27 protein-coding genes are annotated in these 25,725 nt (G+C 45.9%); 21 read left to right on the top strand and 6 right to left on the bottom strand.

All coding sequences use genetic code 11. From position 1 onward, the window contains the following. The first annotated feature begins 112 nt into the window (after positions 1-112). From WA325_RS15400 to WA325_RS15385, 4 genes are all read left to right on the top strand, one after another. Positions 113-1,414: a homoserine dehydrogenase gene (locus WA325_RS15400; RefSeq protein WP_044158994.1), complete on the top strand. Its 1,302-nt coding sequence runs from the start codon at positions 113-115 to the stop codon at positions 1,412-1,414. Beyond that, positions 1,414-2,472, top strand: a complete 1,059-nt coding sequence (thrC, locus tag WA325_RS15395) for a threonine synthase (RefSeq protein ID WP_024122727.1) — start codon at positions 1,414-1,416, stop codon at positions 2,470-2,472. The genes WA325_RS15400 and thrC overlap by 1 nt, the downstream gene beginning before the upstream one ends. After that, complete coding sequence (gene thrB / locus WA325_RS15390; protein WP_326326748.1) at positions 2,469-3,398, top strand: homoserine kinase; 930 nt, start codon at positions 2,469-2,471, stop codon at positions 3,396-3,398. Before thrC ends, thrB begins: the two co-directional genes overlap by 4 nt. Positions 3,399-3,506: 108 nt before the next feature. Then, positions 3,507-5,483: a S9 family peptidase gene (locus tag WA325_RS15385; protein ID WP_336183902.1), complete on the top strand. Its 1,977-nt coding sequence runs from the start codon at positions 3,507-3,509 to the stop codon at positions 5,481-5,483. Positions 5,484-5,522: 39 nt separating this feature from the next. Here WA325_RS15385 and WA325_RS15380 read toward each other — a convergent pair whose 3' ends face one another. Beyond that, positions 5,523-5,858, bottom strand: coding sequence for a NifU family protein (locus WA325_RS15380; RefSeq protein ID WP_174754433.1), 336 nt, complete (start codon positions 5,856-5,858; stop codon positions 5,523-5,525). Between the two features lie 100 nt (positions 5,859-5,958). On the opposite strand from WA325_RS15380, the gene WA325_RS15375 reads away from it, so the two are divergent. Continuing rightward, complete coding sequence (locus WA325_RS15375) at positions 5,959-6,285, top strand: YuzD family protein (protein ID WP_024122724.1); 327 nt, start codon at positions 5,959-5,961, stop codon at positions 6,283-6,285. A 20-nt stretch (positions 6,286-6,305) separates the two neighbouring features. Here WA325_RS15375 and WA325_RS15370 read toward each other — a convergent pair whose 3' ends face one another. Next, a complete protein-coding gene (locus WA325_RS15370; protein ID WP_024122723.1) occupies positions 6,306-7,373 on the bottom strand; it encodes an NAD(P)/FAD-dependent oxidoreductase in 1,068 nt (355 codons plus the stop codon). 263 nt (positions 7,374-7,636) lie between these two features. On the opposite strand from WA325_RS15370, the gene WA325_RS15365 reads away from it, so the two are divergent. From WA325_RS15365 to WA325_RS15350, 4 genes are all read left to right on the top strand, one after another. Continuing rightward, positions 7,637-7,873 carry a YuzB family protein gene (locus WA325_RS15365; protein WP_010331736.1) on the top strand — a complete coding sequence of 79 codons (237 nt, stop codon included), beginning with the start codon at positions 7,637-7,639 and terminating at the stop codon, positions 7,871-7,873. Between the two features lie 136 nt (positions 7,874-8,009). Next, positions 8,010-9,224: a NupC/NupG family nucleoside CNT transporter gene (locus tag WA325_RS15360; protein ID WP_024122722.1), complete on the top strand. Its 1,215-nt coding sequence runs from the start codon at positions 8,010-8,012 to the stop codon at positions 9,222-9,224. 122 nt (positions 9,225-9,346) lie between these two features. Continuing rightward, positions 9,347-10,201 carry a diaminopimelate epimerase gene (gene dapF, locus WA325_RS15355; RefSeq protein ID WP_095713996.1) on the top strand — a complete coding sequence of 285 codons (855 nt, stop codon included), beginning with the start codon at positions 9,347-9,349 and terminating at the stop codon, positions 10,199-10,201. Between the two features lie 78 nt (positions 10,202-10,279). Then, positions 10,280-10,642 carry a HesB/IscA family protein gene (locus tag WA325_RS15350; RefSeq protein WP_010331733.1) on the top strand — a complete coding sequence of 121 codons (363 nt, stop codon included), beginning with the start codon at positions 10,280-10,282 and terminating at the stop codon, positions 10,640-10,642. Positions 10,643-10,695: 53 nt separating this feature from the next. Here WA325_RS15350 and guaC read toward each other — a convergent pair whose 3' ends face one another. Continuing rightward, positions 10,696-11,676, bottom strand: a complete 981-nt coding sequence (gene guaC / locus WA325_RS15345) for a GMP reductase (protein ID WP_024122720.1) — start codon at positions 11,674-11,676, stop codon at positions 10,696-10,698. A gap of 279 nt (positions 11,677-11,955) precedes the next feature. Between guaC and WA325_RS15340 the strand changes: the two genes are divergently transcribed. Continuing rightward, positions 11,956-12,096, top strand: a complete 141-nt coding sequence (locus tag WA325_RS15340) for a hypothetical protein (protein ID WP_336183901.1) — start codon at positions 11,956-11,958, stop codon at positions 12,094-12,096. A gap of 40 nt (positions 12,097-12,136) precedes the next feature. Here WA325_RS15340 and yumC read toward each other — a convergent pair whose 3' ends face one another. Beyond that, positions 12,137-13,135, bottom strand: a complete 999-nt coding sequence (gene yumC, locus WA325_RS15335) for a ferredoxin--NADP reductase 2 (protein ID WP_024122718.1) — start codon at positions 13,133-13,135, stop codon at positions 12,137-12,139. 329 nt (positions 13,136-13,464) lie between these two features. Between yumC and WA325_RS15330 the strand changes: the two genes are divergently transcribed. The 4 genes from WA325_RS15330 to WA325_RS15315 all read left to right on the top strand — a co-directional run bounded on the left by WA325_RS15330 (position 13,465) and on the right by WA325_RS15315 (position 16,137). Beyond that, positions 13,465-14,685 carry an NAD(P)/FAD-dependent oxidoreductase gene (locus WA325_RS15330; protein ID WP_049809958.1) on the top strand — a complete coding sequence of 407 codons (1,221 nt, stop codon included), beginning with the start codon at positions 13,465-13,467 and terminating at the stop codon, positions 14,683-14,685. Positions 14,686-14,859: 174 nt separating this feature from the next. Next, positions 14,860-15,003 (top strand): YuiA family protein, encoded by a 144-nt coding sequence (locus WA325_RS15325; protein WP_024122716.1) that lies wholly within the window; start codon positions 14,860-14,862, stop codon positions 15,001-15,003. A 50-nt stretch (positions 15,004-15,053) separates the two neighbouring features. Continuing rightward, positions 15,054-15,374: a YuiB family protein gene (locus WA325_RS15320; RefSeq protein ID WP_024122715.1), complete on the top strand. Its 321-nt coding sequence runs from the start codon at positions 15,054-15,056 to the stop codon at positions 15,372-15,374. 103 nt (positions 15,375-15,477) lie between these two features. Next, entirely contained in the window at positions 15,478-16,137 is a 660-nt protein-coding gene (locus WA325_RS15315; RefSeq protein ID WP_095713993.1) for a 3D domain-containing protein, read from the top strand. Between the two features lie 32 nt (positions 16,138-16,169). On the opposite strand, the gene WA325_RS15310 is transcribed toward WA325_RS15315, so the two are convergent. Further along, a complete protein-coding gene (locus tag WA325_RS15310) occupies positions 16,170-16,646 on the bottom strand; it encodes a divergent PAP2 family protein (protein ID WP_044158979.1) in 477 nt (158 codons plus the stop codon). A 155-nt stretch (positions 16,647-16,801) separates the two neighbouring features. Between WA325_RS15310 and WA325_RS15305 the strand changes: the two genes are divergently transcribed. From WA325_RS15305 to WA325_RS15295, 3 genes are all read left to right on the top strand, one after another. Further along, positions 16,802-18,304 carry a leucyl aminopeptidase gene (locus tag WA325_RS15305; protein ID WP_336183900.1) on the top strand — a complete coding sequence of 501 codons (1,503 nt, stop codon included), beginning with the start codon at positions 16,802-16,804 and terminating at the stop codon, positions 18,302-18,304. 145 nt (positions 18,305-18,449) lie between these two features. After that, entirely contained in the window at positions 18,450-19,778 is a 1,329-nt protein-coding gene (locus WA325_RS15300; protein WP_105955495.1) for a Na+/H+ antiporter family protein, read from the top strand. A 114-nt stretch (positions 19,779-19,892) separates the two neighbouring features. Continuing rightward, positions 19,893-21,043, top strand: a protein-coding gene (locus tag WA325_RS15295; protein ID WP_336183899.1) for an IS3 family transposase whose coding sequence is annotated in 2 segments (ribosomal slippage) — positions 19,893-20,166 and positions 20,166-21,043 — 1,152 coding nt in all. Because the reading frame shifts where the segments join, the coding sequence is not laid out codon by codon here. A 97-nt stretch (positions 21,044-21,140) separates the two neighbouring features. On the opposite strand, the gene WA325_RS15290 is transcribed toward WA325_RS15295, so the two are convergent. Further along, positions 21,141-21,743: a biotin transporter BioY gene (locus WA325_RS15290; RefSeq protein WP_105955494.1), complete on the bottom strand. Its 603-nt coding sequence runs from the start codon at positions 21,741-21,743 to the stop codon at positions 21,141-21,143. Positions 21,744-21,843: 100 nt separating this feature from the next. Here WA325_RS15290 and WA325_RS15285 point away from each other — a divergent pair, with 100 nt between their 5' ends. The 4 genes from WA325_RS15285 to dhbC all read left to right on the top strand — a co-directional run bounded on the left by WA325_RS15285 (position 21,844) and on the right by dhbC (position 25,717). Then, on the top strand, positions 21,844-22,440 hold the full coding sequence (locus WA325_RS15285) for a sulfite oxidase-like oxidoreductase (protein ID WP_105955493.1): 597 nt from the start codon (positions 21,844-21,846) through the stop codon (positions 22,438-22,440). A gap of 212 nt (positions 22,441-22,652) precedes the next feature. Further along, positions 22,653-23,522 (top strand): ferri-bacillibactin esterase BesA, encoded by an 870-nt coding sequence (besA, locus tag WA325_RS15280; protein WP_336183898.1) that lies wholly within the window; start codon positions 22,653-22,655, stop codon positions 23,520-23,522. Positions 23,523-23,709: 187 nt separating this feature from the next. Beyond that, positions 23,710-24,495, top strand: a complete 786-nt coding sequence (locus WA325_RS15275; protein ID WP_095714062.1) for a 2,3-dihydro-2,3-dihydroxybenzoate dehydrogenase — start codon at positions 23,710-23,712, stop codon at positions 24,493-24,495. Between the two features lie 25 nt (positions 24,496-24,520). Beyond that, complete coding sequence (gene dhbC, locus WA325_RS15270; RefSeq protein WP_336183897.1) at positions 24,521-25,717, top strand: isochorismate synthase DhbC; 1,197 nt, start codon at positions 24,521-24,523, stop codon at positions 25,715-25,717. The last annotated feature ends 8 nt before the right edge of the window (positions 25,718-25,725 follow it).

Raw genomic sequence — 25,725 nt, 5'->3', positions numbered from 1 at the left:
GTTGTCTTGTCAAAACAGAAATGGGCTTATATAATATTTGTAACTTATATGTCTGTGTTGAGTTAACAATTGTCTCTCTTGAGAGGACAATCCGAAGAAGGGTGGAGTTTTTTTGAAAGCAATTCGTGTAGGGCTTTTAGGCTTAGGTACCGTCGGAAGCGGTGTCGTTAAAATTATTCAAGACCATCAGGATAAGCTGATGCATCAGGTTGGCTGTCCAATTACGATAAAAAAAGTGCTTGTGAAAGATGTAGAGAAAAAAAGAGAAGTAGATTTGCCGAAGGAAGTGCTCACGACAGAAGTATATGATGTGATCGACGATCCAGATGTTGATGTCATCATCGAGGTGATCGGCGGTGTTGAGCAGACAAAGCAATATTTGCTTGACGCTTTGAGATCGAAAAAACACGTTGTCACGGCAAACAAAGATTTAATGGCCGTATACGGTTCTGAACTGCTAGCTGAAGCAAAGGAAAATGGCTGTGATATTTACTTCGAAGCCAGCGTTGCTGGCGGGATTCCAATTCTTCGCACATTAGAGGAAGGCCTCTCATCAGACAGGATTACTAAAATGATGGGAATCGTAAACGGAACAACGAACTTTATCTTAACCAAAATGATTAAAGAGAAAAGCCCTTACGAGGAAGTGCTTAAGGAAGCGCAGGATCTGGGGTTTGCCGAAGCTGACCCGACTTCAGATGTGGAAGGGCTCGACGCCGCACGGAAAATGGCAATATTGGCGCGTCTCGGCTTCTCAATGAACGTCGATCTGGAAGATGTCAAAGTGAAGGGGATCTCCCAGATTACAGACGAGGATATCAGCTTCAGCAAACGTCTCGGCTACACAATGAAGCTGATCGGAATTGCCCAGCGTGACGGCAGCAAAATTGAAGTCAGCGTTCAGCCGACGCTGCTTCCAGATCACCATCCGCTTTCTGCCGTGCATAATGAATATAACGCCGTCTACGTGTATGGCGAAGCTGTCGGAGAGACGATGTTCTATGGCCCGGGAGCGGGAAGCATGCCGACAGCCACATCAGTTGTGTCTGACCTGGTTGCTGTCATGAAAAACATGCGTCTCGGCGTAACCGGCAACAGCTTTGTTGCGCCGCAATATGAGAAAAACATGAAGTCGCCGTCCGATATTTATGCACAGCAATTTTTGAGAATTCACGTGAAGGATGAGGTAGGCTCATTCTCGAAAATCACGTCTGTATTCTCAGAACGGGGCGTCAGCTTTGAAAAAATTCTTCAGCTGCCGATTAAGGGGCATGATGAGTTAGCAGAAATCGTCATCGTCACACACCACACATCAGAAGCTGATTTCAGTGATATCCTGCAAAACTTAAATGATTTGGAAGTCGTTCAAGAAGTCAAAAGCACATATCGTGTAGAAGGGAACGGTTGGAGCTAATGTGGAAAGGACTTATCCATCAATATAAAGAGTTTTTACCCGTAACGGATCAAACACCGGCGCTTACGTTACATGAAGGCAATACGCCGCTCATTCATTTGCCGAAGCTGTCTGAACAGCTCGGGATTGAGCTCCATGTCAAAACAGAAGGCGTAAACCCTACTGGATCTTTTAAAGACCGCGGGATGGTCATGGCGGTGGCAAAGGCGAAAGAGGAAGGCAACGACACGATTATGTGCGCGTCAACCGGAAATACATCAGCGGCTGCGGCTGCTTATGCAGCCCGCGCCGATATGAAATGTATTGTCATCATCCCGAACGGGAAAATCGCGTTTGGCAAGCTCGCTCAAGCAGTCATGTACGGAGCTGAAATCATTGCGATCGACGGCAACTTTGATGATGCCCTTAAGATTGTCCGTTCAATTTGTGAAAAATCACCGATCGCACTTGTCAACTCGGTCAACCCTTACCGCATCGAAGGCCAAAAAACAGCTGCCTTTGAAGTATGCGAACAGCTGGGCGAAGCACCGGACGTTTTGGCGATCCCGGTCGGAAACGCGGGAAACATCACGGCGTACTGGAAGGGCTTCAAAGAATATCATGAGAAAAACGGCACTGGCCTTCCGAAAATGCGCGGTTTTGAAGCGGAAGGTGCAGCTGCGATCGTCCGCAACGAAGTCATTGAAAACCCGGAAACAGTGGCAACAGCGATTCGTATCGGAAACCCGGCAAGCTGGGATAAAGCTGTAAAAGCGGCTGAGGAGTCCAATGGGAAAATTGACGAAGTCACTGACGATGAAATTCTTCATGCGTATCAGCTGATCGCCCGTGAAGAAGGCGTGTTTGCAGAACCGGGCTCCTGCGCATCTATTGCAGGTGTGCTGAAACAAGTAAAATCAGGAGAAATTCCGAAAGGCAGCAAGGTTGTGGCTGTGTTAACAGGGAACGGGCTGAAAGACCCGAACACAGCGGTCGACATTTCTGAAATGAAGCCGGTCACCCTGCCGACTGATGAAGACAGCATCCTCGAATACTTAAAAGGAGCGGCCCGTGTATGAACGATGCCGACATGCTGTTCTCTGTCACTGTTCCAGGAAGCACGGCTAACCTAGGCCCCGGCTTTGATTCAGTCGGAATGGCGCTCAGCAGATATTTGAAGCTGACCGTCTTTGAAAGCGATCATTGGTCTTTTGAAGCTGAAACAGAAACAGTCGCCGGAATTCCGGCGGGTACAGATAATATGATCTATCAAGTGGCGAAACGGACGGCAGATATGTACGGAAAAGCAATGCCTCCTGCACATGTGAAAGTGTGGAGCGACATCCCGCTTGCACGCGGTCTTGGCAGCAGTGCTGCGGCCATAGTGGCGGCTATAGAACTGGCAGACGAATTATGCGGTTTACAGCTCTCCGAAGCAGACAAGCTGCATTTAGCCAGCCTTGAAGAAGGACATCCGGACAATGCAGGCGCTTCTCTCGTCGGCGGGCTTGTGATCGGACTGCATGAAGACGACGAGACGCAAATGATCCGCGTGCCGGATGCCGACATTGATGTCGTGGTTGTCATTCCTTTTTACGAGGTGCTGACAAGAGACGCGCGGGACGTGCTCCCGGCAGAGTTTCCATATGCGGACGCTGTAAAAGCCAGCGCCGTCAGCAACATTCTCATCGCGGCGATCATGTCAAAGGATTGGCCGCTTGTCGGAAAAATCATGAAAAAGGATATGTTCCATCAGCCGTATCGGGCGATGCTTGTCCCGGAATTGTCTAAAGTGGAGCATGTTGCCGAGATGAAAGGCGCTTATGGAACTGCCCTCAGCGGAGCGGGGCCGACGATTCTCGTCATGACCGAAAAAGGAAAAGGAGAAGCGCTGAAAGAGCAGCTCGCACTTCATTTCCCGCATTGTGAAGTCGACGCTTTGACCGTTCCGAAAGAGGGAAGTATAATAGAGCGAAATCCTTTCTATCAAGTGAAAAGTGTATAGTTCATTCCAAGCGTTCCTCAGCGTCAGCGGAGGACGCTTTTTTTCTTCCTGATATAAAGGGATTTTTATTTAGAAAAACGAAATACATGTAAAAAGGAGGAGATTGATATGAAAAAGCTGATGACCGCGGAAGATATGACAGCCATTGTCTCGGTGACAGACCCTCAATACGCCCCGGACGGGAAGCGTGCGGCTTATGTGAAGTCACAAGCAAACAAAGAGAAAGATTCATATACTTCAAATATATGGGTATATGATGCAGAAAGCGGCGCGTCCATTCCTTGGACATATGGAGAAAAGCGGAGTACTGATCCTAGATGGTCTCCTGACGGACGCCAGATTGCGTTTGTTTCTGACCGTGATGGCGATGTGTCTCAGCTTTATATAATGAGCGCTGAAGGCGGTGAGGCAAAAAAACTGACTGATATTCCGTATGGTGTGTCTCAGCCGGTATGGTCTCCGGATGGAGAGTCAGTGCTTGTCACGGTCAGTCTTGGAGATGAAGAAAGTGTTTATGATCAAGAGAAAACGGAACCCGACAGCTTTGAACCGGTTGAAGTGCATGGTTTAGCCTATAAACGGGACGGAAAAGGGCTGACGAGAGGCGCGTATGCACAGCTTGTGCTTGTCAGCGTGAAGTCTGGTGAGGTAAAACAGCTGATTAATGAAAAAGCTGACCACTTCGATCCGGCTTTTTCTCCTAACGGCAAATCTCTCGTTTTTTCGGCTAATTTGACTGAAACGGATGATGCCAGCAAGCCGCACGATGTCTGCATGGTGTCGCTGGAGACTGAAGATCTCAAGCTGATTACCTCTCATCGCGGCTCATTCGGACCCAGCTCTTTTTCACCGGACGGAAGGTACCTTGCTTTGCTTGGGCATGAGCAGGAATATCGGAATGCAACGCTAGAAAAAGCGTGGCTTTATGATATAGAGTTAGACCGCCTTACGTGTCTCACTGATATGCTGGACGTTCACTTAGCAGATGCGTTGATTGGAGACTCACTGATAGGAGGAGCTGAACAGCGCCCGGTTTGGACAAAAGACAGTCAAGGGTTTTATGTCATCGGCACAGAACAAGGCAGCACGGGAATCTATTATGTTTCTATAGAAGGACTCGTATATCCGATTCGGTTAGAAAAAGAATATATCAACAGCTTTTCCATTCACCCTGATGAACAAAGCTTTATTGCCAGTGTGACAAAGCCTGGCAGACCTAGTGAGCTATACAGCATTCCGCTTGGACAGGAAGAAAAACGGCTGACTGATGCGAATGACAAGTTTGTTGACGAGCACCTCATTTCGTTACCTGAAGACATTCAATATGTGACAGAAGACGGGATGACGGTGAACGGCTGGCTGATGAAACCTGCTCAGGCTGCAGAGGGCAAAAACTATCCGCTTATTCTCAATATACACGGCGGTCCGCATATGATGTACGGGCATACATATTTTCACGAATTTCAGGTGCTGGCGGCGAAAGGATATGCAGTGGTTTATGTAAATCCAAGAGGAAGTCATGGCTACGGACAGGAATTTGTGAACGCAGTCAGAGGGGATTACGGCGGAAAAGACTATCAGGACGTGATGCAGGCAGTGGATGAGGCGATCAAAAGAGATCCGCAGATTGATGCCGAGCGGATAGGGGTCACAGGCGGAAGCTACGGAGGCTTTATGACCAACTGGATCGTGGGGCAGACAAATCGTTTTAAAGCAGCTGTCACTCAGCGTTCGATTTCAAACTGGCTCAGCTTTCACGGCGTTAGTGATATCGGGTATTTTTTCACGGACTGGCAGCTTGAGCATGACATGTTTACCGATACAGAAAAGCTGTGGGACCGTTCCCCTTTAAAATATGCGGCAAACGTGCAGACGCCCCTTTTAATTCTTCATGGCGAACGTGATGACCGGTGCCCGATTGAACAGGCTGAACAGCTTTTTATCGCCTTGAAAAAAATGAACAAGGAAACCGTGCTGGTCCGTTTTCCGAAAGCGTCGCATAATTTGTCACGCAGCGGACACCCGGGACAGCGGATCAAGCGCCTGACCTATATAAGCTCATGGTTTGACCAATATCTCTCATAAAAAAAGCCAGGCTGATCAAATATCAGCCTGGCTGCTTTATTAAAAGACTTGTTCTACTTCAATTACACCCGGCACTTCTTCAAGAAGAGCGCGTTCAATTCCGGCTTTCAGCGTAATTGTTGAACTTGGGCAGCTGCCGCATGCACCTAGAAGACGAAGCTTAACAATACCTTCATCAACGTCTACAAGCTCACAGTCACCGCCGTCACGAAGTAAAAACGGACGAAGTTTGTCCAGTACTTCCTGCACCTGTTCTTTCATTTCAACTTCAGTCATGACATTCGCTCCTTTCGTCGTCATAAAACCATTATATTCAGTGTAACAATAAAAATCTATTGTTTGGTTTGCAGAATTGCTCCCATTATTATAGCACATTCAGACTTGAACACAAAAACGGTTTTTTCTATAAAAACGTCTTTTGTCTCTGTATACTTAATAGAAAGAATGTAATGCAGAGAAATGGGGGCACTTATCAATGACCAAAACAGTCATGCTCAGCGTATATGGGGCAGAAACCGTTTGTGCAAGCTGTGTCAATATGCCGACGGCTAAAGATACATATGAATGGCTTGAGGCTGCGCTGAAAAGAAAATATCCGAATCAGCCTTTTGAAATCCAATACATCGACATTTACGAGCCGCCTGACGTCGAAAACGTAAAACAGCTTGCGGAAAAAATCAGAAATGACGAATATTTTTATCCGCTCGTCCTCGTAGAAAATAAAATTGTCGGAGAAGGCAATCCGAAATTGAAGGATGTATATGAGGAAATGGAGAGATACGGTTATACAGAAAACCGCTGACTTCATCAGCGGTTCTGCTATTATCCGTTATGGTGTTTGTACATCCACAGCAAGCCGGATTTCAGTAAACGCGGAACACGGCCGATCAGCGGCCGGTCAGCAACAAGTCCGAAGCCGGCTTTTTTTCCGAGTGAACCTAAAACGCCTTTCAGCTTAAACTGAGGCATTGATTCAGGAAGGGCTTCACCATTCCAGCGTTTTTGCAATATTTGGACAATCTGTTCTGCTTGAGCCTCTGCCAGCTGGGCACTCGGTGCGTGAGGAAGGCTGGCGCAATCTCCGACAACGTACAGATGTTCATCACCCGGGACATTGTGATGAGGGGTTAACACGACACGGCCTTGTGCGTCCTTTTCCACATCCAAGTCTCTGACGACTTTATTCGGCTGTATGCCGGCTGTCCATACGATGGCGTCTGCGGAAATGGCGTCATCGTGGTTATACACAACGCCTTCTTCTACTCTTGTGATATTTGCCCTGTTAATAATGCGGACACCGTGCTCTTCGAACCATTTTTGCACATATTTGCTCAAACGCTCGGGAAAGCTTGATAAAATGAGATCTCCGCGGTCAAACAAAATAATGTTCAGATCGTCACGGCTTTCTCTTAATTCACTTGCAAGTTCAACGCCGCTAAGGCCTGCTCCGACAATGGCAACAGTCGCTTCGGCGCATAAGTTGTTCAGCTTTTGATAGGTTTCGCGGGACTGATCGATGGTTTGAATGCTGTAGGTGAATTCGGGCGCTCCCGGCACGTTATGATATTTATCCTCGCAGCCGAGCCCGATCACTGCGTCATCGTAAGAAATCGGTTCGCGGTCATGGAACAGCACTTGTTTTTGTGCAATATCAATTGATGAAATATCGCCGTACTCGACATCCAGGCGAGGGTGCTCTGGGAACGTCACTCTGATATGGTGGTCAGAAATTGTGCCTGCGGCAAGGGCATAATATTCTGTTTTTAAGCAGTGATAAGGATTTCTGTCAATTAACGTGATTGAAACATCATGAGGCAGCTGGTTGGGCAATAAGCGATGAAGAACACGCATGTTTCCGTAACCTCCGCCGATCAAGACCAATTTTTTCATTTGAATTCCCCTTTAACCCGAAGAGTATGATAGACACATTGATGAAAAATACGAACTTTGTAAAATAACATCTAGAATTATATCGAATTTGATCTAAAATCACAATATTAGTTTCAAAATAACCTACAAATTAGCCTTAAAAGGCAAAATAGTAAAACGTTATTGCAGGAATGATATGTTACGATAATAAATTTTAATGCGTTCGTTGTCTTTGACGAATAGTGAAAAATTCGCGATAATGTTCATATGTGAGGTGAAACCGCATGAATCCAATGATTGAATTTTGTGTCAGCAATCTGGCTCACGGCTCTCAGGAAGCCCGAGCGATTTTAGAGAAAGATCCGAATCTGGATGTTCTTGAATACGGCTGTTTAAGCTATTGCGGGAAATGTATGGAATCATTATTCGCTCTAGTAAACGGAGAAGTCGTTACGGGTGAAACACCTGCTGAGCTTGTTGAGAATATATATACATTTATTGAAGAAAACCCAATGTTTTGAAGAAAAGGGCCTGTTTCAGGCCCTTTTTTATTTTGCGGTACAAAAGTACTGAAAAAATGTGTAGACATCAAAAAATATTATTGTTATCGTATAAAAGATTTGTTTTAAATAAATTTTAAGAGGTGTAGGTGTATTCATGAATGTTCTTTGGGGACTGCTCGGCGCAGTTGGGATAATCGCCATCGCGTTTTTATTTTCAGAAAAGAAAAGCAATATTAGAATAAGAACCGTCATCGTTGGTTTATGTATACAGGTGGCGTTTGGATACATCGTGTTGAAATGGGAAGCGGGACGCGCTGTTTTTTTATGGTTTTCAAGCCGTGTACAGCTTCTGATTGATTATGCGAATGAAGGCATCAGTTTCATATTTGGGCCGCTTTTAAAAGTCGGCGACAGCCCGGCGTTTGCATTAAGTGTACTGCCTGTTATCATTTTCTTCTCAGCACTGATCGCAGTTTTATATCATTTAAAAATCATGCAGCTCATTTTCCGTGTGATCGGCGGCGGATTGTCGAAACTTCTTGGGACAAGCAAAACGGAATCTCTTGCGGCTGCTGCTAATATTTTTGTAGGGCAATCGGAATCTCCGTTAGTGATCAGGCCCCTCATTGCAGGGCTGACGCGCTCTGAACTGTTTACAATTATGACGAGCGGTCTATCGGCTGTTGCGGGTTCAACTTTGTTTGGCTACGCCCTTCTCGGTATTCCGATTGAATACTTGCTCGCGGCGAGCTTCATGGCTGCTCCTGCGGGTCTGGTATTCGGAAAATTAATCATTCCTGAAACGGAAACGCCGCAAACAGTAAAAGGCGATTTCAAAATGGATGAAGGCGAAGGAGCGGCCAATGTAATTGACGCGGCTGCAAAGGGTGCGTCAACAGGTCTGCAAATTGCGCTGAACGTTGGTGCGATGCTGCTTGCCTTCGTCGCATTAATCGCCGTGGTCAACGGTATTCTCGGCGGTGTTTTCGGCTTGTTCGGTTTAAAAGATGTCACATTAGAATCTATCCTCGGCTATGTGTTTTCTCCAATCGCCTTTATGATTGGTGTGCCATGGCATGAAGCCTTGCATGCCGGAAGCTTTATCGGCCAGAAATTGGTGCTGAATGAGTTTGTCGCTTATTCTAACTTCGGTCCGCACATCGGCGAGTTTTCTAAAAAAACCGCTACGATTATCAGTTTTGCGTTATGCGGATTCGCAAATTTCTCTTCGATTGCGATTATGCTCGGTACGCTTGGCGGTTTAGCGCCAAGCCGCCGCTCAGATATCGCACGCCTCGGGTTAAAGGCTGTTCTGGCGGGAACATTAGCCAATCTGCTGAGCGCGGCTATTGCCGGCATGTTCATATAAAAGATAAAAGCTCCTTGCGTCATTGCAAGGAGCTTTTATGTATGAAAAACGGGGGATAATTGTATTGTGTCCGTTTATAATAGCTTTTATACTAAGAAAAAGAGAAAAAGTTGGAGGCATCTATGAACTCATTTCGATTTACCAAAATGCACGGACTTGGAAACAGCTATATATACGTGAATCAATTTGAAGAACAACTGCCGGAAGAACAACTGTCTGAAATAGCGGTTCAAGTGTCTTCCGTTTATACAGGGATCGGCTCCGACGGAATGATCCTCATATGTCCTTCAGATCAAGCACCTGTCAAAATGCGGATTTTTAATAATGACGGGTCTGAAGGGAAAAACTGCGGCAACGGTTTGCGCTGCGTTGCAAAATACGCGTATGAGCATAAGCTGGTTGAGGAAACATCTTTTCTGATTGAAACCCTCTCCGGGCTTGTGAAAGCAGAGGTTCAAGCTGAAAACGGAAAAGTGAATGTTGTCACTGTCGATATGGGTGAACCGCGTCTGACAAAAGCCGAGCTTCCGATGCTTGGCGGCGGTGAAGAGCAAACCATTAATGAAACAATGACATTTGGCGAAGCTGAGCTAAAAGGCACCGCGGTTTCCATGGGCAATCCGCATATCGTTTTTCCGATTGCCGATATTGAACAGGCACCGCTGACGACACTGGGACCGGTGATTGAAAAAGATCCAAGATTTCCGGAAGGTGTGAATGTCGAGTTTGTGGAAACCGTGAATGAGCATGAACTGCACTTCCGCGTGTGGGAACGGGGATCAGGCATCACACAGGCTTGCGGAACAGGCGCTTGTGCAGCGGCTGTCGCATCTGTTTTAAACGGCGTATCAAGACGAAATGAAGACATTACGGTTCATTTAGCGGGCGGAGATTTGGTCATTAATTGGAAAGAGAACGGCCATGTGATGATGACAGGTCCGGCAGAGACTGTTTGTGAGGGCGTCTATTTTTTATAAAACAGCTAGTTTGAGAAATGAGCCGATCAAGTTTATAATAAAAGACAACATCCGGTTTCTAAAAGGAGGTTCACATTAATGAGCAACCCTGTAACAATTACAGAAGCAGCAGCTTTGCATATAAAAGATATGATGAAAGAGCATGAAGAAGAAAACGCGTTTCTGCGTGTCGGCGTTAAAGGCGGCGGCTGCAGCGGTCTTTCATACGGAATGGGCTTTGAGCATGAAAAAAGCGAAGCAGACAGTATGTTTGAGGAGCACGGCATTACTGTTCTCGTTGACAAAGAAAGCCTTGATATCATGAACGGCACTATTATAGACTTTAAGCAATCCATGCTTGGCGGCGGTTTTACCATCGATAATCCAAACGCCATCGCCTCATGCGGCTGCGGTTCTTCTTTCAGGACAGCGACGAATGCAGGTAAACCAGAAGAGTGCTAATAATAGAAAAAGCCAAGTCAAGCGGCGAGCCGCTGACTTGGCTTTTTTTATTTTTAATACTTATCTCCATTAAAAATCGAATTCTTCACGATGACATAATCCACATTGCGGATAGCCTCCAGCTTAGTTCCGCCAGCATAAGAAATAGAAGATTGAAGATCCTGTTCCATTTCAATCAGCGTATCCATGATTGCGCCTTTATGCTCTACGTGCATTTTTTTGCCTTCGACATTTTTCTTTTCGCCTTTTTGATATTCAGAGGCTGAGCCAAAGTATTCTTTGTAGAGCTTTCCGTCTTTTTCAATGGTTTGTCCCGGTGATTCCTCGTGTCCGGCAAATAGTGAACCGATCATGACCATGGTGGCGCCGAATCGAATTGATTTTGCGATGTCGCCATGGGTGCGGATTCCGCCATCCGCGATAATCGGTTTGCTGGCGGCTTTTGCGCACCAGCGCAGCGCGGCTAATTGCCATCCGCCTGTGCCGAAACCGGTTTTAATTTTCGTTATACATACTTTTCCCGGTCCGATGCCGACTTTTGTGGCATCCGCTCCGGCATTTTCGAGCTCTCTGACCGCTTCCGGTGTTCCGACATTTCCCGCGATGACAAAGCTGTCCGGAAGATGTTTTTTGAGGTGCTGAATCATCTCAATGACGGCATTGGAATGTCCGTGAGCGATGTCGATGGTCACGTATTCAGGGACCAGATTTTCTTCTGCCAGGTGACGGACAAATTCATACTCCTCATCTTTGACCCCAACGCTGATAGAAGAGAATAGGCCGCGTGCGTTCATGTCCTTTATAAAGTCAATCCGTTTTTCAGGTTCAAAGCGGTGCATCACATAAAAGTAGCCGTTTTCGGCTAATGAAACCGCAAGTTTCTCATCTATAATCGTCTGCATATTGGCAGGAACGACGGGCAATTTAAATGTACGTCCGCCTAAACGCACGGATGTATCACATTCAGAACGGCTGTTCACAATGCATTTTGCAGGAATTAGCTGAATATCTTCGTAATCAAACACATTTTCCATAGAATCCACTCCTAAATACGAATATTTATAATAAATATATATCAAATGTTCGCCTTGTATAATGTACTCTGTTTGAGAGAGGATGTCAAACGATTTATCTGATGATTGATGTGATCCAGGTGCGGAAGCTTGTCATTCAGGATGAGTTTGGGTATCATAGTCTTAACGAATGATCTCATAGAGCGGATGATAAAACGCTAATATATAAGTTCAGCACAGCTTGGTCCTACAGCACCAGGCTTTCTTTATGACATGGATATGTGAAAGGAGCGAGTGGAGATGACTCAAAACGAGGAACAAACACCGAAGTCCCAAAAGATCCAAGACCGCATTATCATGACCACGATCTGGATTATAGCAGCCCTTGTGATTGCGCTGGTTATTGGAACTGCGATGAATTATATAAATATCTTTAAATAAAAAAGGAGCTGTGTCATCTTGACACAAACTCCTTTTTTTATTATTTATTTTCAAAAAGACTTGTAGAGTGCAGAGGCTGTACGCGAGCTTTCGGGTCCATGTAAGCTTTCGCGTTGTTAACAGCTGTCGGTGCTTCGCCGAAGCCGCTTGCGATCAGGTTGACTTTTCCTTCGTATGTGCAAATGTCACCTGCTGCGAAGAAGCCTTCGATATTTGTTTCCATCGTTGATTTGACGACAATGGAATTTTTCTCAATTTCAAGTCCCCAGTTTTTAATCGGTCCAAGAGATGAGACGAAGCCGTAGTTGACAATTAAGTCATCGATTTCTAAAATCTCTTTGCGCTCGCCTTTCACTTCCTCAAGCACAAGCTGCTCGATTTTGTCTTCTCCGATGAGCTCTGTCGGAACAAATGGAGTCAGGACATTCACTTTAGATGCGTGAAGGTTTTCCACACTGTGCTCATGCGCGCGGAATTTATCGCGGCGGTGAACGATGGAAACTTCTTTTGCGATTGGCTCAAGCATAAGCGCCCAGTCAACCGCTGAATCTCCTCCGCCAAGAATCGCAACGCGTCTGCCGGCGAATTTTTGTAAATCATCAACGAAGTAGTGAAGGTTTTTGCCTTCGTATTGTTCGGCTGTTTCAAGCTCGAGCTTTCGTGGTTTGAATGCGCCGTTTCCTGCAGTGATGATGACCGTTTTAGAGTAATGGGTTTCTTCGTTTGTCACAAGCTTAAACACGCCGTCTGCTTGTTTTTCAACAGATTCAACCGCTTGCTCTAAACAAATCGTTTGGTCGAATTTCGCCATTTGCTCTTTTAAGTTGTTCACTAGCTCTTGGGCGCGGATTTTCGGGAATCCTGCTACGTCATATATATATTTCTCAGGGTACAGGGCACTAAGCTGTCCGCCAAGCTGAGGCAGGCTTTCGATAATTTTGACGCTTGCCTGTCTCATGCCACCGTAAAAAGCGGTGAATAAGCCGACCGGTCCCCCGCCTATAATTGTAATATCATAAACCTTTGTATCCTCTCGCATACGAAAATTGCCTCCTAAATGAAAATTGTTATTAATTATACCATATTGCTCTTAAAATTGACGAGTCAGCAGAAAAATTTGCGAGTGCATTGTATGCGCATTCATTCTTGATCATATGCCCGCGGGCCGATACGATAAGAAAAAAATGAATTCATCTTTTTTCTGAATGTTTCATGAACCAGCCGGATACACATGATAGTAGTGCTATGGGTGTGGACTTCACAAAAAACTTTTCAATATATTTCATAAAATCCTGCCAATAAGCTGAAGATAACACAAATGATGATTTTTATATGCGTCTAACAGAAAAAAAAGAGAAGGTGGATGTGATGGCATTGAATAAGCCCAAAATCGTGATTTTAGGTGCAGGTTATGGCGGATTGATGACAGTGACAAGGCTGACGAAGCATGTCGGTCCGAATGATGCTGATATTACGCTTGTGAATAAACACAATTATCATTATGAAACGACATGGATGCACGAAGCGAGCGCCGGCACGCTCCATCATGACCGCTGCCGTTATCAGATAAAAGATGTAATCAACCAGTCACGTGTCAATTTTGTACAGGATACCGTGAAGGCAATCAAAATAGACGAGAAGAAAGTTGTGCTTGCCAATGGAGAGCTGCAGTACGATTATTTAGTTATCGGCCTCGGAGCGGTACCTGAAACGTTCGGCATTAAAGGCTTAAAAGAATTTGCGTTTCCGATCGCCAATATCAATACATCTCGTGTGCTTCGGGAACATATTGAGCTGCAATTTGCGACTTACAACATCGAAGCTGAAAAAAGGCCGGACAGGTTAACAATCGTTGTCGGGGGAGCCGGGTTTACGGGTATTGAATTTCTTGGCGAACTGGCTGCCCGCGTGCCGGAGCTCTGCAAGGAGTATGACGTTGACAGAAGCCTTGTACGCATTATCTGCGTAGAAGCAGCGCCGACCGTATTGCCGGGCTTTGATCCCGAGCTTGTCGATTATGCTGTTCACTATCTTGAGGAGAATGGCGTTGAGTTTAAAATCGGCACGGCGGTTCAAGAGTGTACCTCAGAAGGAGTCACAGTCGGCAAAAAAGATGAGGAGCCCGAGCAAATCAAATCGCAAACAGTGGTGTGGGCGGCAGGTGTCCGCGGACATCCGATTGTGGAAGAAGCCGGCTTTGAAAATATGCGCGGCCGGGTGAAAGTCAATCCTGATCTTCGCGCGCCCGGACATGACAACGTGTTTATTCTCGGCGACAGCTCGCTGTTTATCAATGAAGACACTGACCGTCCTTATCCGCCGACCGCCCAAATTGCGATGCAGCAGGGAACTACGGTCGCTAAAAACATTGCAAAACTCATTAAGGGCGGCGAGCTTGAAGAATTCAAACCTGATATAAAAGGAACGGTGGCTTCTCTCGGCGAGCATAATGCGGTCGGAGTCGTGTACGGAAGAAAACTGAAAGGCACGCCGGCTTCTTTTATGAAAAAAGTCATCGATAACCGCTCGCTGTTTTTAATCGGCGGACTCGGACTCACACTGAAAAAAGGCAAATTTAAGTTTTTCTAAAAACCCGCTCTCCGCGGGTTTTGTTTTATTAAAAAACGTCAAAATAAAAAGAGAACAAGAGCAAAATAAAAATGTTTCCGCTTACATCAAAAGATTTGTCACATGATCTGACTTTATCATTGACAGCTTGGTATGGTATTATTATCTGAAAATTAAGAAAAAGGTGATGCTAAGATGAAAACCGCAACGACAACCGCTTCACAGGCATGCCCGTTTTGCTCAGGGAAAGGGTATTTTCAATTAATCCTCGGCGGTTCAGAAACTTGTCCGTCATGTCAGGGGACAGGTAAAGACAGTCATTCATTTTCCAGCCGTTGACTTTTTAAAAGCCCCCGCGGTACACTAAAAGTAACGCAGGGGGTGGGGTTTTGATTAGTCTGCCAGTCGTTATCATCTCAATTGTTTTATTTTTTGTTTTGTTTTTTGGAATCGGTTTCTTATTAAACATGCTGCTGAGAATGTCCTGGATTATGGCTGTGATTTATCCGATTGTATGCCTTTTTATAATCAGCAAGGAAAAGCTGATCAGCTATATCCAATCGCCAGGCGAATCCTTTGCCAGCCTGTTTCAGAGAATCGTATCGTTAGCTGCTGCAGATGTATTGATTTTAGCCAGCGGTCTGGCCGGCGCCATTGTCTCAGGCATAGCGATCAACATGCTCAGAAAAAGAGGATATCAGATGTTTTAATGCCGCTTTCTTTCTTAAGAAAGCTTTTTTTGTGCCTTCAGCGCATTCACCGTTTTGAATATTGCTCCCGCTATTTGGGAACAATGATTCGGAGGAGAGGTGAATAATGTTGAAAATGATCAGACGTTTGCTGATGGCCTGTTTATTTCTGCTCGCGTTTGCCACGACATATTTAGCCATATCAGGAGTAGAGGCGAAGGACTTATCAAAATGGGTGCAAGAAAATAATGAGAAGCACTCGAAGAACACAGGGCTGACATTAAAAGCATTGCAGCAGAAAAACGAAAAAACGATGTCCGCTGCAGCCAAAGCAAAAGACAAACCATTGGAAGAAGCCTTTGACTGGAACCAGTATCCAGCGCGAAAAGTAACGGCTACAGGCTATACAGCGGGAGTCGAATCGACGGGTAAAAAGCCTGGTGATCCATTATACGGGCTTACATATTCAGGTGTTAAAGTGAAAAGAGATTTATACTCTACGGTTGCCGCCGATCCATCCGTTTTTCCGATCGGCACCATTTTATTCATCCCGAACTATGGTTTGGGCGTTGTTGCGGACACAGGATCTGCCATCAAGGGAAACCGCATTGATCTGTACTTTGAAACCGTTCATGATGTCTACAATGAATGGGGCAAAAAAACCCTGGACGTGTATGTGATTAAGAAGGGGACCGGAAAAGTCACTGAGGATGAACTGGTAAAGCTTAATGAAACAAAATCATTGCAGGTGTTCAGAAATCAATACAAAACCGTGAAAGAATAAAACGCTCCAGCTGCGGCTGAAGCGTTATTTTTTTACAGAAAAAAGTATGCCAGTGCCAGTGTTAATAAAATTCCTGTCAATCCGCCAAAAAAGACCTCGATTGGCTGATGGCCGAGAAGCTCTTTCAGCTTTTTTTGTTTTTCTTTCTCTTCGGCTTTCGGGAAATCTTTTGCTTCATTCACAAAACGGTTAAAATCAATCACAAGTTTATTAATGACTGTTGCCTGCTCGCCGGCATGACGTCTGACGCCGGTTGCGTCAAACATGGTAATGACGGCGAAAATGGCTGAAACCGCAAAGAGAGAGGAACCTAATCCATGCTCTAAAGCTACGCCGGTAGAGAGCGCCGTAACAGCTGCGGAGTGGGAACTCGGCATGCCGCCTGTGCTTGTCACCAGCGACCAGTCCAGTTTTCTGGATACGATAAATTGTATCGGCACTTTAATGACTTGTGCAAAGATGATGGCAGCAAGGCTTGATAATAAAGGAAAATTCATAAAAAGTTCCATAGGCGACATCCTTTCTATATGAAAATCTTTCGTGTTACAAAAGAAAAAAGCAGGTCTTTGTCTGTTGTTTGATAAAATAAATGTAAGGAAAGAATGTTTTTCCTATTATACCATTGTTCATTACAAATACCCATTACGTTAGGAGTGTAAGCCTTATGTTTTATGCGGTTCAACAATTAGAGCATACTGAAACCCTAGTGGTCGGACTTTTTCAAAAAAGCCAGCTGACAGGCAAAGCAAAGGAAATTGATGAAAAACTGGAAGGCCATCTGACTCAGCTTCTGAAAGACGGTGATGTCTCTGCCAAACGGAATCAAGTATCAAAAGTATTCCCTCCGTCCTCCGCTGGTATGAAACGTATTTATTTCGTCGGTTTGGGAAGAGAGGCGAATTATTCATTTGAAGAGGCGAAGGAAAGCTTTGCCCATGTTTTTCAAGCCATTCATAAAGACAGAAAACAAGAGGCTGCCGTACTGCTTGACACATTTATTTGTGAAGAAGTTCCCGCAGCGGATGCCGCTCACGCATTAGCTGAGAGCTGCCTGCTTGCTTCTTATGAGGTGCAGGATTATAAGCACAAATCAAATGAGCCGGATAAACAGCTTGAATCCATCTATGCCGTCACAGATGAAGATACACAAGAAGTGCAGGCCGGTCTTCTTGTCGGCCGGGCATACGGGCAGGGCACAAATTCGGCGAGAACGCTTGTTAATATGCCGGGAAATATGCTGACAGCAACTGACTTGGCTTCTTATGCGTCCGAGCTTGCGGCGAAGTATGATTTTGAGTGTGAAATATTGGAGAAATCGGATATGGAAGAGCTCGGTATGGGCGCAATCCTTGCGGTAAACCAAGGCTCTGCCGAACCGCCCAAAATGATTGTCTTGAAGTATCAGGGCAAAAAGGAATGGGAAAACGTTATCGGGCTTGTCGGAAAAGGAATTACCTTTGACACAGGCGGTTACTCTATTAAAACGAAAACAGGAATTGTCGGCATGAAATCCGATATGGGAGGAGCGGCAGCGGCCCTTGGCGCAATGGAAACGATCGGCGAGCTTCGTCCGGAGCAAAATGTGCTGGCTGTCATTCCGTCAACCGACAACATGGTTTCAGGCGGAGCGATGAAGCCTGACGATGTCATCGTGTCATTAAGCGGAAAAACAATTGAAATCCTTAACACGGATGCAGAAGGAAGGCTTGTGCTTGCAGACGGCCTTACATATGCAAAACAGCATGGCGCGTCTGTACTTGTTGATGTGGCAACGCTCACCGGCGGCGTTGTTGTGGCATTGGGCACAGAAACAACCGGCGCCATGACAAATAACGAGAGCTTTTATCAGCGGGTGGCTGAAGCTGCGGAAGAGTGCGGTGAGGCCATCTGGCAGCTGCCGATTACAGAAAAGGATAAAAAACGTGTGAAAAACAGCCAAATGGCGGATTTAAACAATTCACCGGGACGGGAAGGCCATGCCATTATGGCAGGAACGTTTCTAGGTGAGTTTGCTGAAACGACTCCTTGGGTCCATCTTGATATTGCAGGCACAGCAACTTCAAGTAAAGCAACCTGCTTCGGTCCGTCCGGTGCAACCGGCGTCATGGCAAGAACACTGGCTACGCTGGCAGAAAGATTCACAGCGGAAGAAGACGCAAAAGCATAATAAATATAGCCCTGCAGCGATTTCGCGGCAGGGTTTTTTTTCTCCAAAATCTTTAGTTGACTAAAGTATCATGAATATGATACGATACGTTCGTACTTTATTTATCTACTACATTAGCAAACTAAAGGATTTTTGGAGGGGTATCATGAATGCAGTCGTCATCGCAGTGCTGCTTATGCTTGTCTTAAGCCTTCTGCGTGTCAATATAGTTATTGCTTTAATCATAGGTGCTTTGGCCGGCGGCTTAACAGGAGGACTCGGCCTGGGTGAAACGGTTAAAGCCTTTACAGAAGGGCTCGGCGGAAATGCCACCGTTGCAGTCAGCTACGCTATGCTTGGTGCGTTTGCTGCGGCTTTAACGAAAACAGGTCTTCCGGATGCTATGGTGGAAGCTTCTGTGAAATTAATTGGAAACAAAGAAGATACTCGAAAAAAGGCACTGTCTAAAGTGCTTATCGTACTGATTATTTTAATCGTAGCTTGTTTTTCACAAAACGTGGTACCGGTTCACATCGCATTTATTCCTGTGCTGATACCGCCGCTTTTAAAAATCTTTAATGAGCTTGAAATGGACCGCAGGCTGATTGCGTGTGTGATTACGTTCGGCTTAACGGCTCCTTATATTGTACTGCCTGTTGGCTTCGGCCAGATATTCCAAGGCATGCTGAAGGACAACATGGCCGATGCAGGTTTAAACGTTCCGCTTGGCGATATCCCGTACGCGCTGATCATACCGGTTGCAGGCATGGTTGTCGGTTTGATTTTATCAGTAATCGTTTTTCGTAAACCAAAAGTGTATGAAACAAAAGAAATCTCAGGTGTAAAAGCATCTCCATATACGAAAAAAAGCCTGGGAATCGCGGTTCTCGCCATTGTAGTGTCACTCGGCGTCCAGCTTTATTTATCGCAGACCTTGGGAGTAGAAGGGATGATTATGGGGGCGCTGGCCGGCCTGATTATCCTGTTTGTCAGCGGTGTAATGAAACGTGACGAAGCGGATTCATTGATTACTGACGGTATGGTATTAATGGCCTTTATCGGATTTGTTATGCTTGTTGCAGCCGGTTTCTCAAATGTATTGACAAAAACCGGAGATGTCGAGTCATTGGTCAAAACATCAGCTGGTATTATCGGGCACAGTCAGTCACTGGGTGCATTGCTGATGCTGATTGTCGGCTTGCTGATTACAATGGGAATCGGCTCATCTTTTGCAACGATTCCGGTGATCACAACGATCTTTGTGCCTCTATGTATGCAGCTCGGCTTCAGCCCGATGGCAACGATTGCGATTATCGGAGCGGCTGCCGCGCTTGGCGACGCCGGTTCACCTGCCAGCGACAGTACGCTTGGCCCGACTTCGGGTCTGAGTGCGGACGGACAGCATCACCACATTTGGGACACTTGTGTGCCGACATTTATCTTTTATAATATTCCGCTTGTTATTTTTGGCTGGATTGCGGCGCTTGTCTTATAGAAAAAAGGCTCTCCTTAACGGGACTGACCCCATAAGATGAGACAAATAAAAAACACCTTCAAGTTTGAAAACGGATGATTGTTAGCCGAAATTAGACTTGGAGGTGTTTTTTCTATGGGGACAAGAGTGAGTTATCCGGTTGAAGTTAAGCAGAAGGCTGTAGAAATGAGATTGGCAGGCGTGCCTATGAAAGAGATCATGCAGGAATTGAAGATCAAGAATAAGACGCAGGTTCAGACATGGGTTAGATGGCATAAGGCTGGGGATACACATCGATTTGAACAGCCTGTTGGTAAGCAATACACTTACGGAAAAGGTCCGGAGTATTCTTCCGAATTAGAGAAACTGCAGGCAGAGAACCGTTATCTGAGACAACAGAATGAAGTTCTAAAAAAGTACAACGAATTGGAAAGGAAGTTGATAGCCAAACGTCAGTCGAACTTGTAGAAGTATTGCACGGCACAATGACCGTACAGAATATCTGTGTTCATTTAGGTATCTCACGAGCGTCTTATTATCGTTGGAAGAAGAACTTGATGAAAGATCATCCCAAGTGCCATTTGGAAAAACAAATCGGCACGTTGTGCCGAGAGCACAAGTATCGATATGGATATCGAAAAATTACAGCTATATTAAAAAAGGAAATGCGTATTAACCATAAAACGGTTCAGCGTATCATGCAGAAAAATCAGTGGCAGTGCCGGGTTAAGGTGAAAAAACGCAAGAAGAATGGGCAGCCATATGCCGTGGTTGATAATATATTAGATCGGAACTTTCAGTCTGATCGTCCTCTTGAAAAACTAGTAACGGACATCACATATTTGCCTTATGGACAGAAACAATTGTACCTTTCCAGTATATTGGATGTATACAATGGAGAAGTAATTGCTTTCACGATTGGAGATAAGCAGGACACAGACTTTGTCTTAAACACACTTGATCAGCTGCCAACACTGCCTCAGAACTGCGTGTTACATAGTGACCAAGGATCTGTGTATACATCTTATGAGTATCAGAAAGCTGTTAAAACAAAAGGCATTACCATGAGCATGTCCCGCAAAGGGACGCCCGCTGATAATGCCTCCATCGAATCGTTTCATTCCTCACTAAAGTCTGAAACGTTCTATCTTAACAGCATTAATCGAACCACGACCGCCATCGTAGAACGCACTGTCAAAGAATACATTTATTATTATAACAACATTCGTATTCAAACGAAACTAAACAGCCAATCACCGATAAGCTATCGGCAATTGGCTGTATAAAAGGTGTTTTGATCCCTGTCTCAAAAACAGGGGTCAGTCCCTAACGGGAGAGCCTTTTTTGTTTATCATTTCAAAAAACCGTCCATCGGAACGGTTTTTAAGTGGACGATATTTGATGTCTGTTAAAGCCGGTTGCTTTATGAATAGAGCGGTAGATCGCAGGTGCGATAAACGTCAGCAGCACAGCCAGCGCCGTGTCTTTTACCATAAACCAAGTCATAAAGCCCCAAGCCGTGCCGTAGCTCACCGGTGTATGAATCCACAGATTCAGCGCAAGATACATATAGGTGGTGCCGATGATATACATAATGGCCGTTCCGATAAGAGAAGCAATCAGAAAACGGGTTTTACTTGGCTGAATTTTGCGTTCTAATAACCATCCAGCTGCGAATGCTGCAGGAATGTATGAGATAATGAAGCCGCCGCTTTTACCTGCAAATGGTGCGAAGCCCGCGGAAAACTGAGCGAACACTGGTGCCCCGGCCAATCCGACAAGCGCATATACAAGCATCGCGATAGCAGCGCGTTTGCTGCCGAGAAGCAAAGCCGCCAAGAGGCAGAAAAACGGCTGCATCGACAGCGGAATGCCGGCAACTTGCAAAAAGGGCGCGACTGATGTAATGTTGGCGCCGACAGCCATAAGTGCGGCGAACATGCCGATCAGCGCCATATCACCCGCACGAAGTTTATGTTGTTTCATCGTTGTTCCCCCTTAGGTTTACATACACAATCATAGAGTAATAAAGATCTGAATGATTGTCAACATAAATATAATTTAGGTTAACAAAAGGAGGATTTGCATGTATTTCGGAAAAATAAAACAGGCAGATCAGTCAGGAAGAGTGCCGCCCAATCAAAATGTGACGACTTCGTTTCCTGTGCTTCATACGGGGAACGTCCCGTATTATGAGGATATGACGAAGTGGAATCTGCAAGTATACGGATTGGTTGATCACCCTATGCTTTTAAGCTTTGAAGATATAAAAGCCTTTCCTCAGTGTGAATCGGAAAATGACATTCATTGCGTGACAGGCTGGTCGCGGCTTGATAATGTTTGGCAGGGGGTAAGGACAAGGGATATTGCGGAGAAAGCCGGGGTAAGAGAAGAGGCGGGCTATGTCATTTTACACGCGGAAGAGGGCTGGACGACAAATCTGCCGCTCGATGACTTTTTGGCTGAAACATCACTGCTCGCTTATGCGCATAACGGCGAACCTTTAACGCCTGAACACGGCTTCCCGCTGCGAGGGGTGTTTCCTCATTTGTATTTTTGGAAAAGCGCTAAGTGGCTGCGCGGCATCCAATTTACGAAAGAAAATCATCCCGGTTTTTGGGAGCAGAACGGCTATCATATGAGAGGCGACCCTTGGCAGAATCAGAGATTTACATGGGATTAAGGTTCTAGTAAACGTAGGATAATCAGCATCTTTTCAAGGATTTTATTTCCATATTGCTAGTCATCAGGTACCTTATTTAGATAAGGTGCCTTTTTTATTAAGGAAAAAGTTGACTTTGTTTGCCAGAAAACCTATTATTTGAGTTGTCTAGTTGATAGTGAAAATCATTATCATAAATGCAGCCAGTTTTAAGGAGAGGAATGTCGTACTGCATGATTGAGAAAAAAACAGATGGGGCTAAAGGCGGGACCTACAACGCATTTACCATTCCGGGAACGGAAGTGCGTAAAATGTCTTCACGCAATGGCAGCCGCGGCTATCAAATCTTTATCTCAAAACCGAGCACAGAGCCGCCGCCTTCTGGTTATCCGGTTATTTATCTGCTCGATGCCAATTCTATTTTTGGTACAATGTCGGAAGCTGTTCGAGTGCAGGGGCGCCGTCCTGAGAAAACAGGGGTGATTCCCGCTGTGATTGTCGGTATTGGCTATGACACAACAGAACCGTTTTCTTCTGCGCGCCACCGGGATTTTACAATGCCTACGTCTTACTCGGAGCTGCCGGTAAGGCCTGACGGCAAAGAATGGCCGGAGCATGGCGGAGCGGGGGACTTTTTAAGGTTTATTGAAGAGGATCTCAAACCGGAGATTGAACAAGATTATGAGATTGACAGAAACAGACAAACGATCTTTGGCCACTCTCTTGGCGGGCTCTTCGTTTTGCAGGTGCTCTTAACGAAACCGGATGCATTCCAAACGTATATCGCGGGCAGTCCGTCCATTCATTGGAATAAACCATTTATTGAAAAGGAAACTGAGCGTTTCGCTTCCTGTTTAAAGAAAAACGGTCAGCCTGTTAATCTTCTGCTTGCGGCAGGAGAATTGGAAAAGCATCATAAATGCCGAATGAACGATAACGCGAAGGAGCTTTACGAGCGGCTGTCTACTTTGGCTGACCAAGGCGTACGGACAGAATTTTGCGAGTTTTCAGGAGAAGGACATATTTCGGTTCTTCCTGTTTTGGTCAGCAGGGCATTGCGTTTCGCGCTTCACCCTGACGGCCCGCACATTTCAATGAGCTGAGAATTGTCTCAGCTCCCATATTTGTCACAAAAATTATATTTGACTGTCGGATGACATAAGGATATGATTATTTTTATAATTGATAATGATAATCATTATCAATAGATTACGATTCATGGTAAGGTGAAGCAGTCTTTTTCGCAAAATGTCATTTTTGGCGTTACAAGCGAAGAAAGGAAATGATGAAATGAATGTAAGAGGTATAGAAGGCAAGATCGCATTGATTACAGGGGCTGCCCAAGGAATAGGTGAAGCTGTTGCACGGACGCTTGCCGGTCAGGGGGCGCACATTGCTGCGGTTGATTACAATCCAGAAAAGCTTGAAAAAGTCGTGAACAGCCTCAAAGCTGAGGGGTGTCATGCCGAAGCCTTTCCGGCGGATGTGAGAGACAGTGCGGCGATTGACGATATCACGGCTCGAATCGAACGTGACATGGGCCCGATTGACATATTGGTGAACGTAGCGGGTGTGCTTCGGCCAGGGCTGATTCATTCTCTCAGTGATGAGGAATGGGAGGCCACTTTCTCAGTGAATTCGACTGGTGTTTTTAACGCGTCGCGCTCAGTCAGCAAATATATGATGAACCGCAGATCCGGTTCGATTGTAACAGTAGGATCAAATGCAGCCGGTGTGCCAAGGACATCTATGGCGGCATACGCCTCATCAAAGGCAGCGGCCGTGATGTTTACAAAGTGCCTTGGCCTTGAGCTTGCAGAATACAACATTCGCTGCAATATTGTTTCTCCCGGATCAACGGAAACAGACATGCAGTGGTCCTTATGGGCTGATGAAAATGGAGCAGAACAAGTCATCAAAGGCTCGCTTGATACATTTAAAACGGGAATTCCGCTCAAAAAACTGGCCCAGCCTTCGGATATTGCTGATGCCGTGCTTTTTTTGGTTTCTGAGCAGGCAGGCCATATTACGATGCATAATTTATGTGTAGATGGCGGCGCGACCTTAGGCGTATAACGTAACTCAAAGGAGGTTTATGAAGATGTTGGAACAAAACGTTATATCTGAAACAAAGGCGGAGCATTTGCTTCGTGATTATCAGCCGGGCACTTTTTTCCTGGCTTCCCCTCACCGTGTGCTGCTTGGAAAAGGAATAAGTGAAACCGTGCCGGATGCAGACGGCCAAAACCAATTAGAAACCTTACCCAGCCGCATTGCTGAGGCGCTTAACAAAGCAAAGCAATCGGGGCAAAGCCGTCCGGTTGTTGTGGGAGCTGTTCCATTTGATCATTTGAAATCGCCCCGGCTCGTCGTTCCGGAGGAGGTACGGTGGTCGGGACCGCTTCAATTCGATCATGCCAACATCGAACAGCAGCGGGAACATACATATCAAATACAGCCTGTACCTGCACCGGAGGACTATAAAAAAGGTGTAGAACAAGGATTGGCAAGCATTGCTGACGGCACACTCAGCAAAATTGTCCTGTCCAGATCGCTGCATCTGACATCATCTGAAGCGATACAAACGGGAGAACTGCTTCACCATCTGGCGCGGCATAATACACACGGTTATACTTTTGCAGCCGATGTATCCGGCCAAGATGATTCATCTTCCCATCGGACACTACTCGGAGCAAGTCCGGAGCTTCTCGTTTCGAGAATGGGAACTCAGGTGGTATCCAATCCGTTAGCGGGCTCTAGACCTCGCAGTGATGATCCTGTTGAGGACCAGCGCCGGGCCGATGAATTGCTTTCCTCCGCAAAGGATCTTCATGAGCATGCTGTTGTGGCTGATGCGGTTGCCGCCGGGCTGCGGCCTTTTTGCCGGACGCTGGACGTTCCGGAAAAGCCTTCGCTGATCCAAACTGAGACGATGTGGCATTTGTCCAGTGTCATTAAAGGAGAGCTTTCTGATCCGACTGTAACCGCGCTGGAACTAGCCGCCGCGCTTCATCCTACGCCGGCAGTCTGCGGAACACCGACTGACCTTGCAAGAGAAGCCATCCGGGAAATTGAACCTTTTGACCGCGGTTTCTTCACCGGCATGGTAGGCTGGTGTGACGATGCAGGCGATGGCGAATGGATCGTTACGATTCGCTGTGCAGAGGCTGAAGAACGTTCACTTCGTCTTTTTGCAGGTGCCGGTGTTGTAGCCGGATCAAAAGCAGAGGACGAGCTCCAGGAGACATCCGCAAAGTTTCGGACAATGCTTCGGGCAATGGGTGTCAATCACATATGATCAGAAAT

This window comes from Bacillus sp. 205(2023) (assembly GCF_037027485.1).
GTDB classification, from domain to species: domain Bacteria; phylum Bacillota; class Bacilli; order Bacillales; family Bacillaceae; genus Bacillus; species Bacillus halotolerans.
This window is presented reverse-complemented; position numbering and strand designations above follow the sequence as displayed.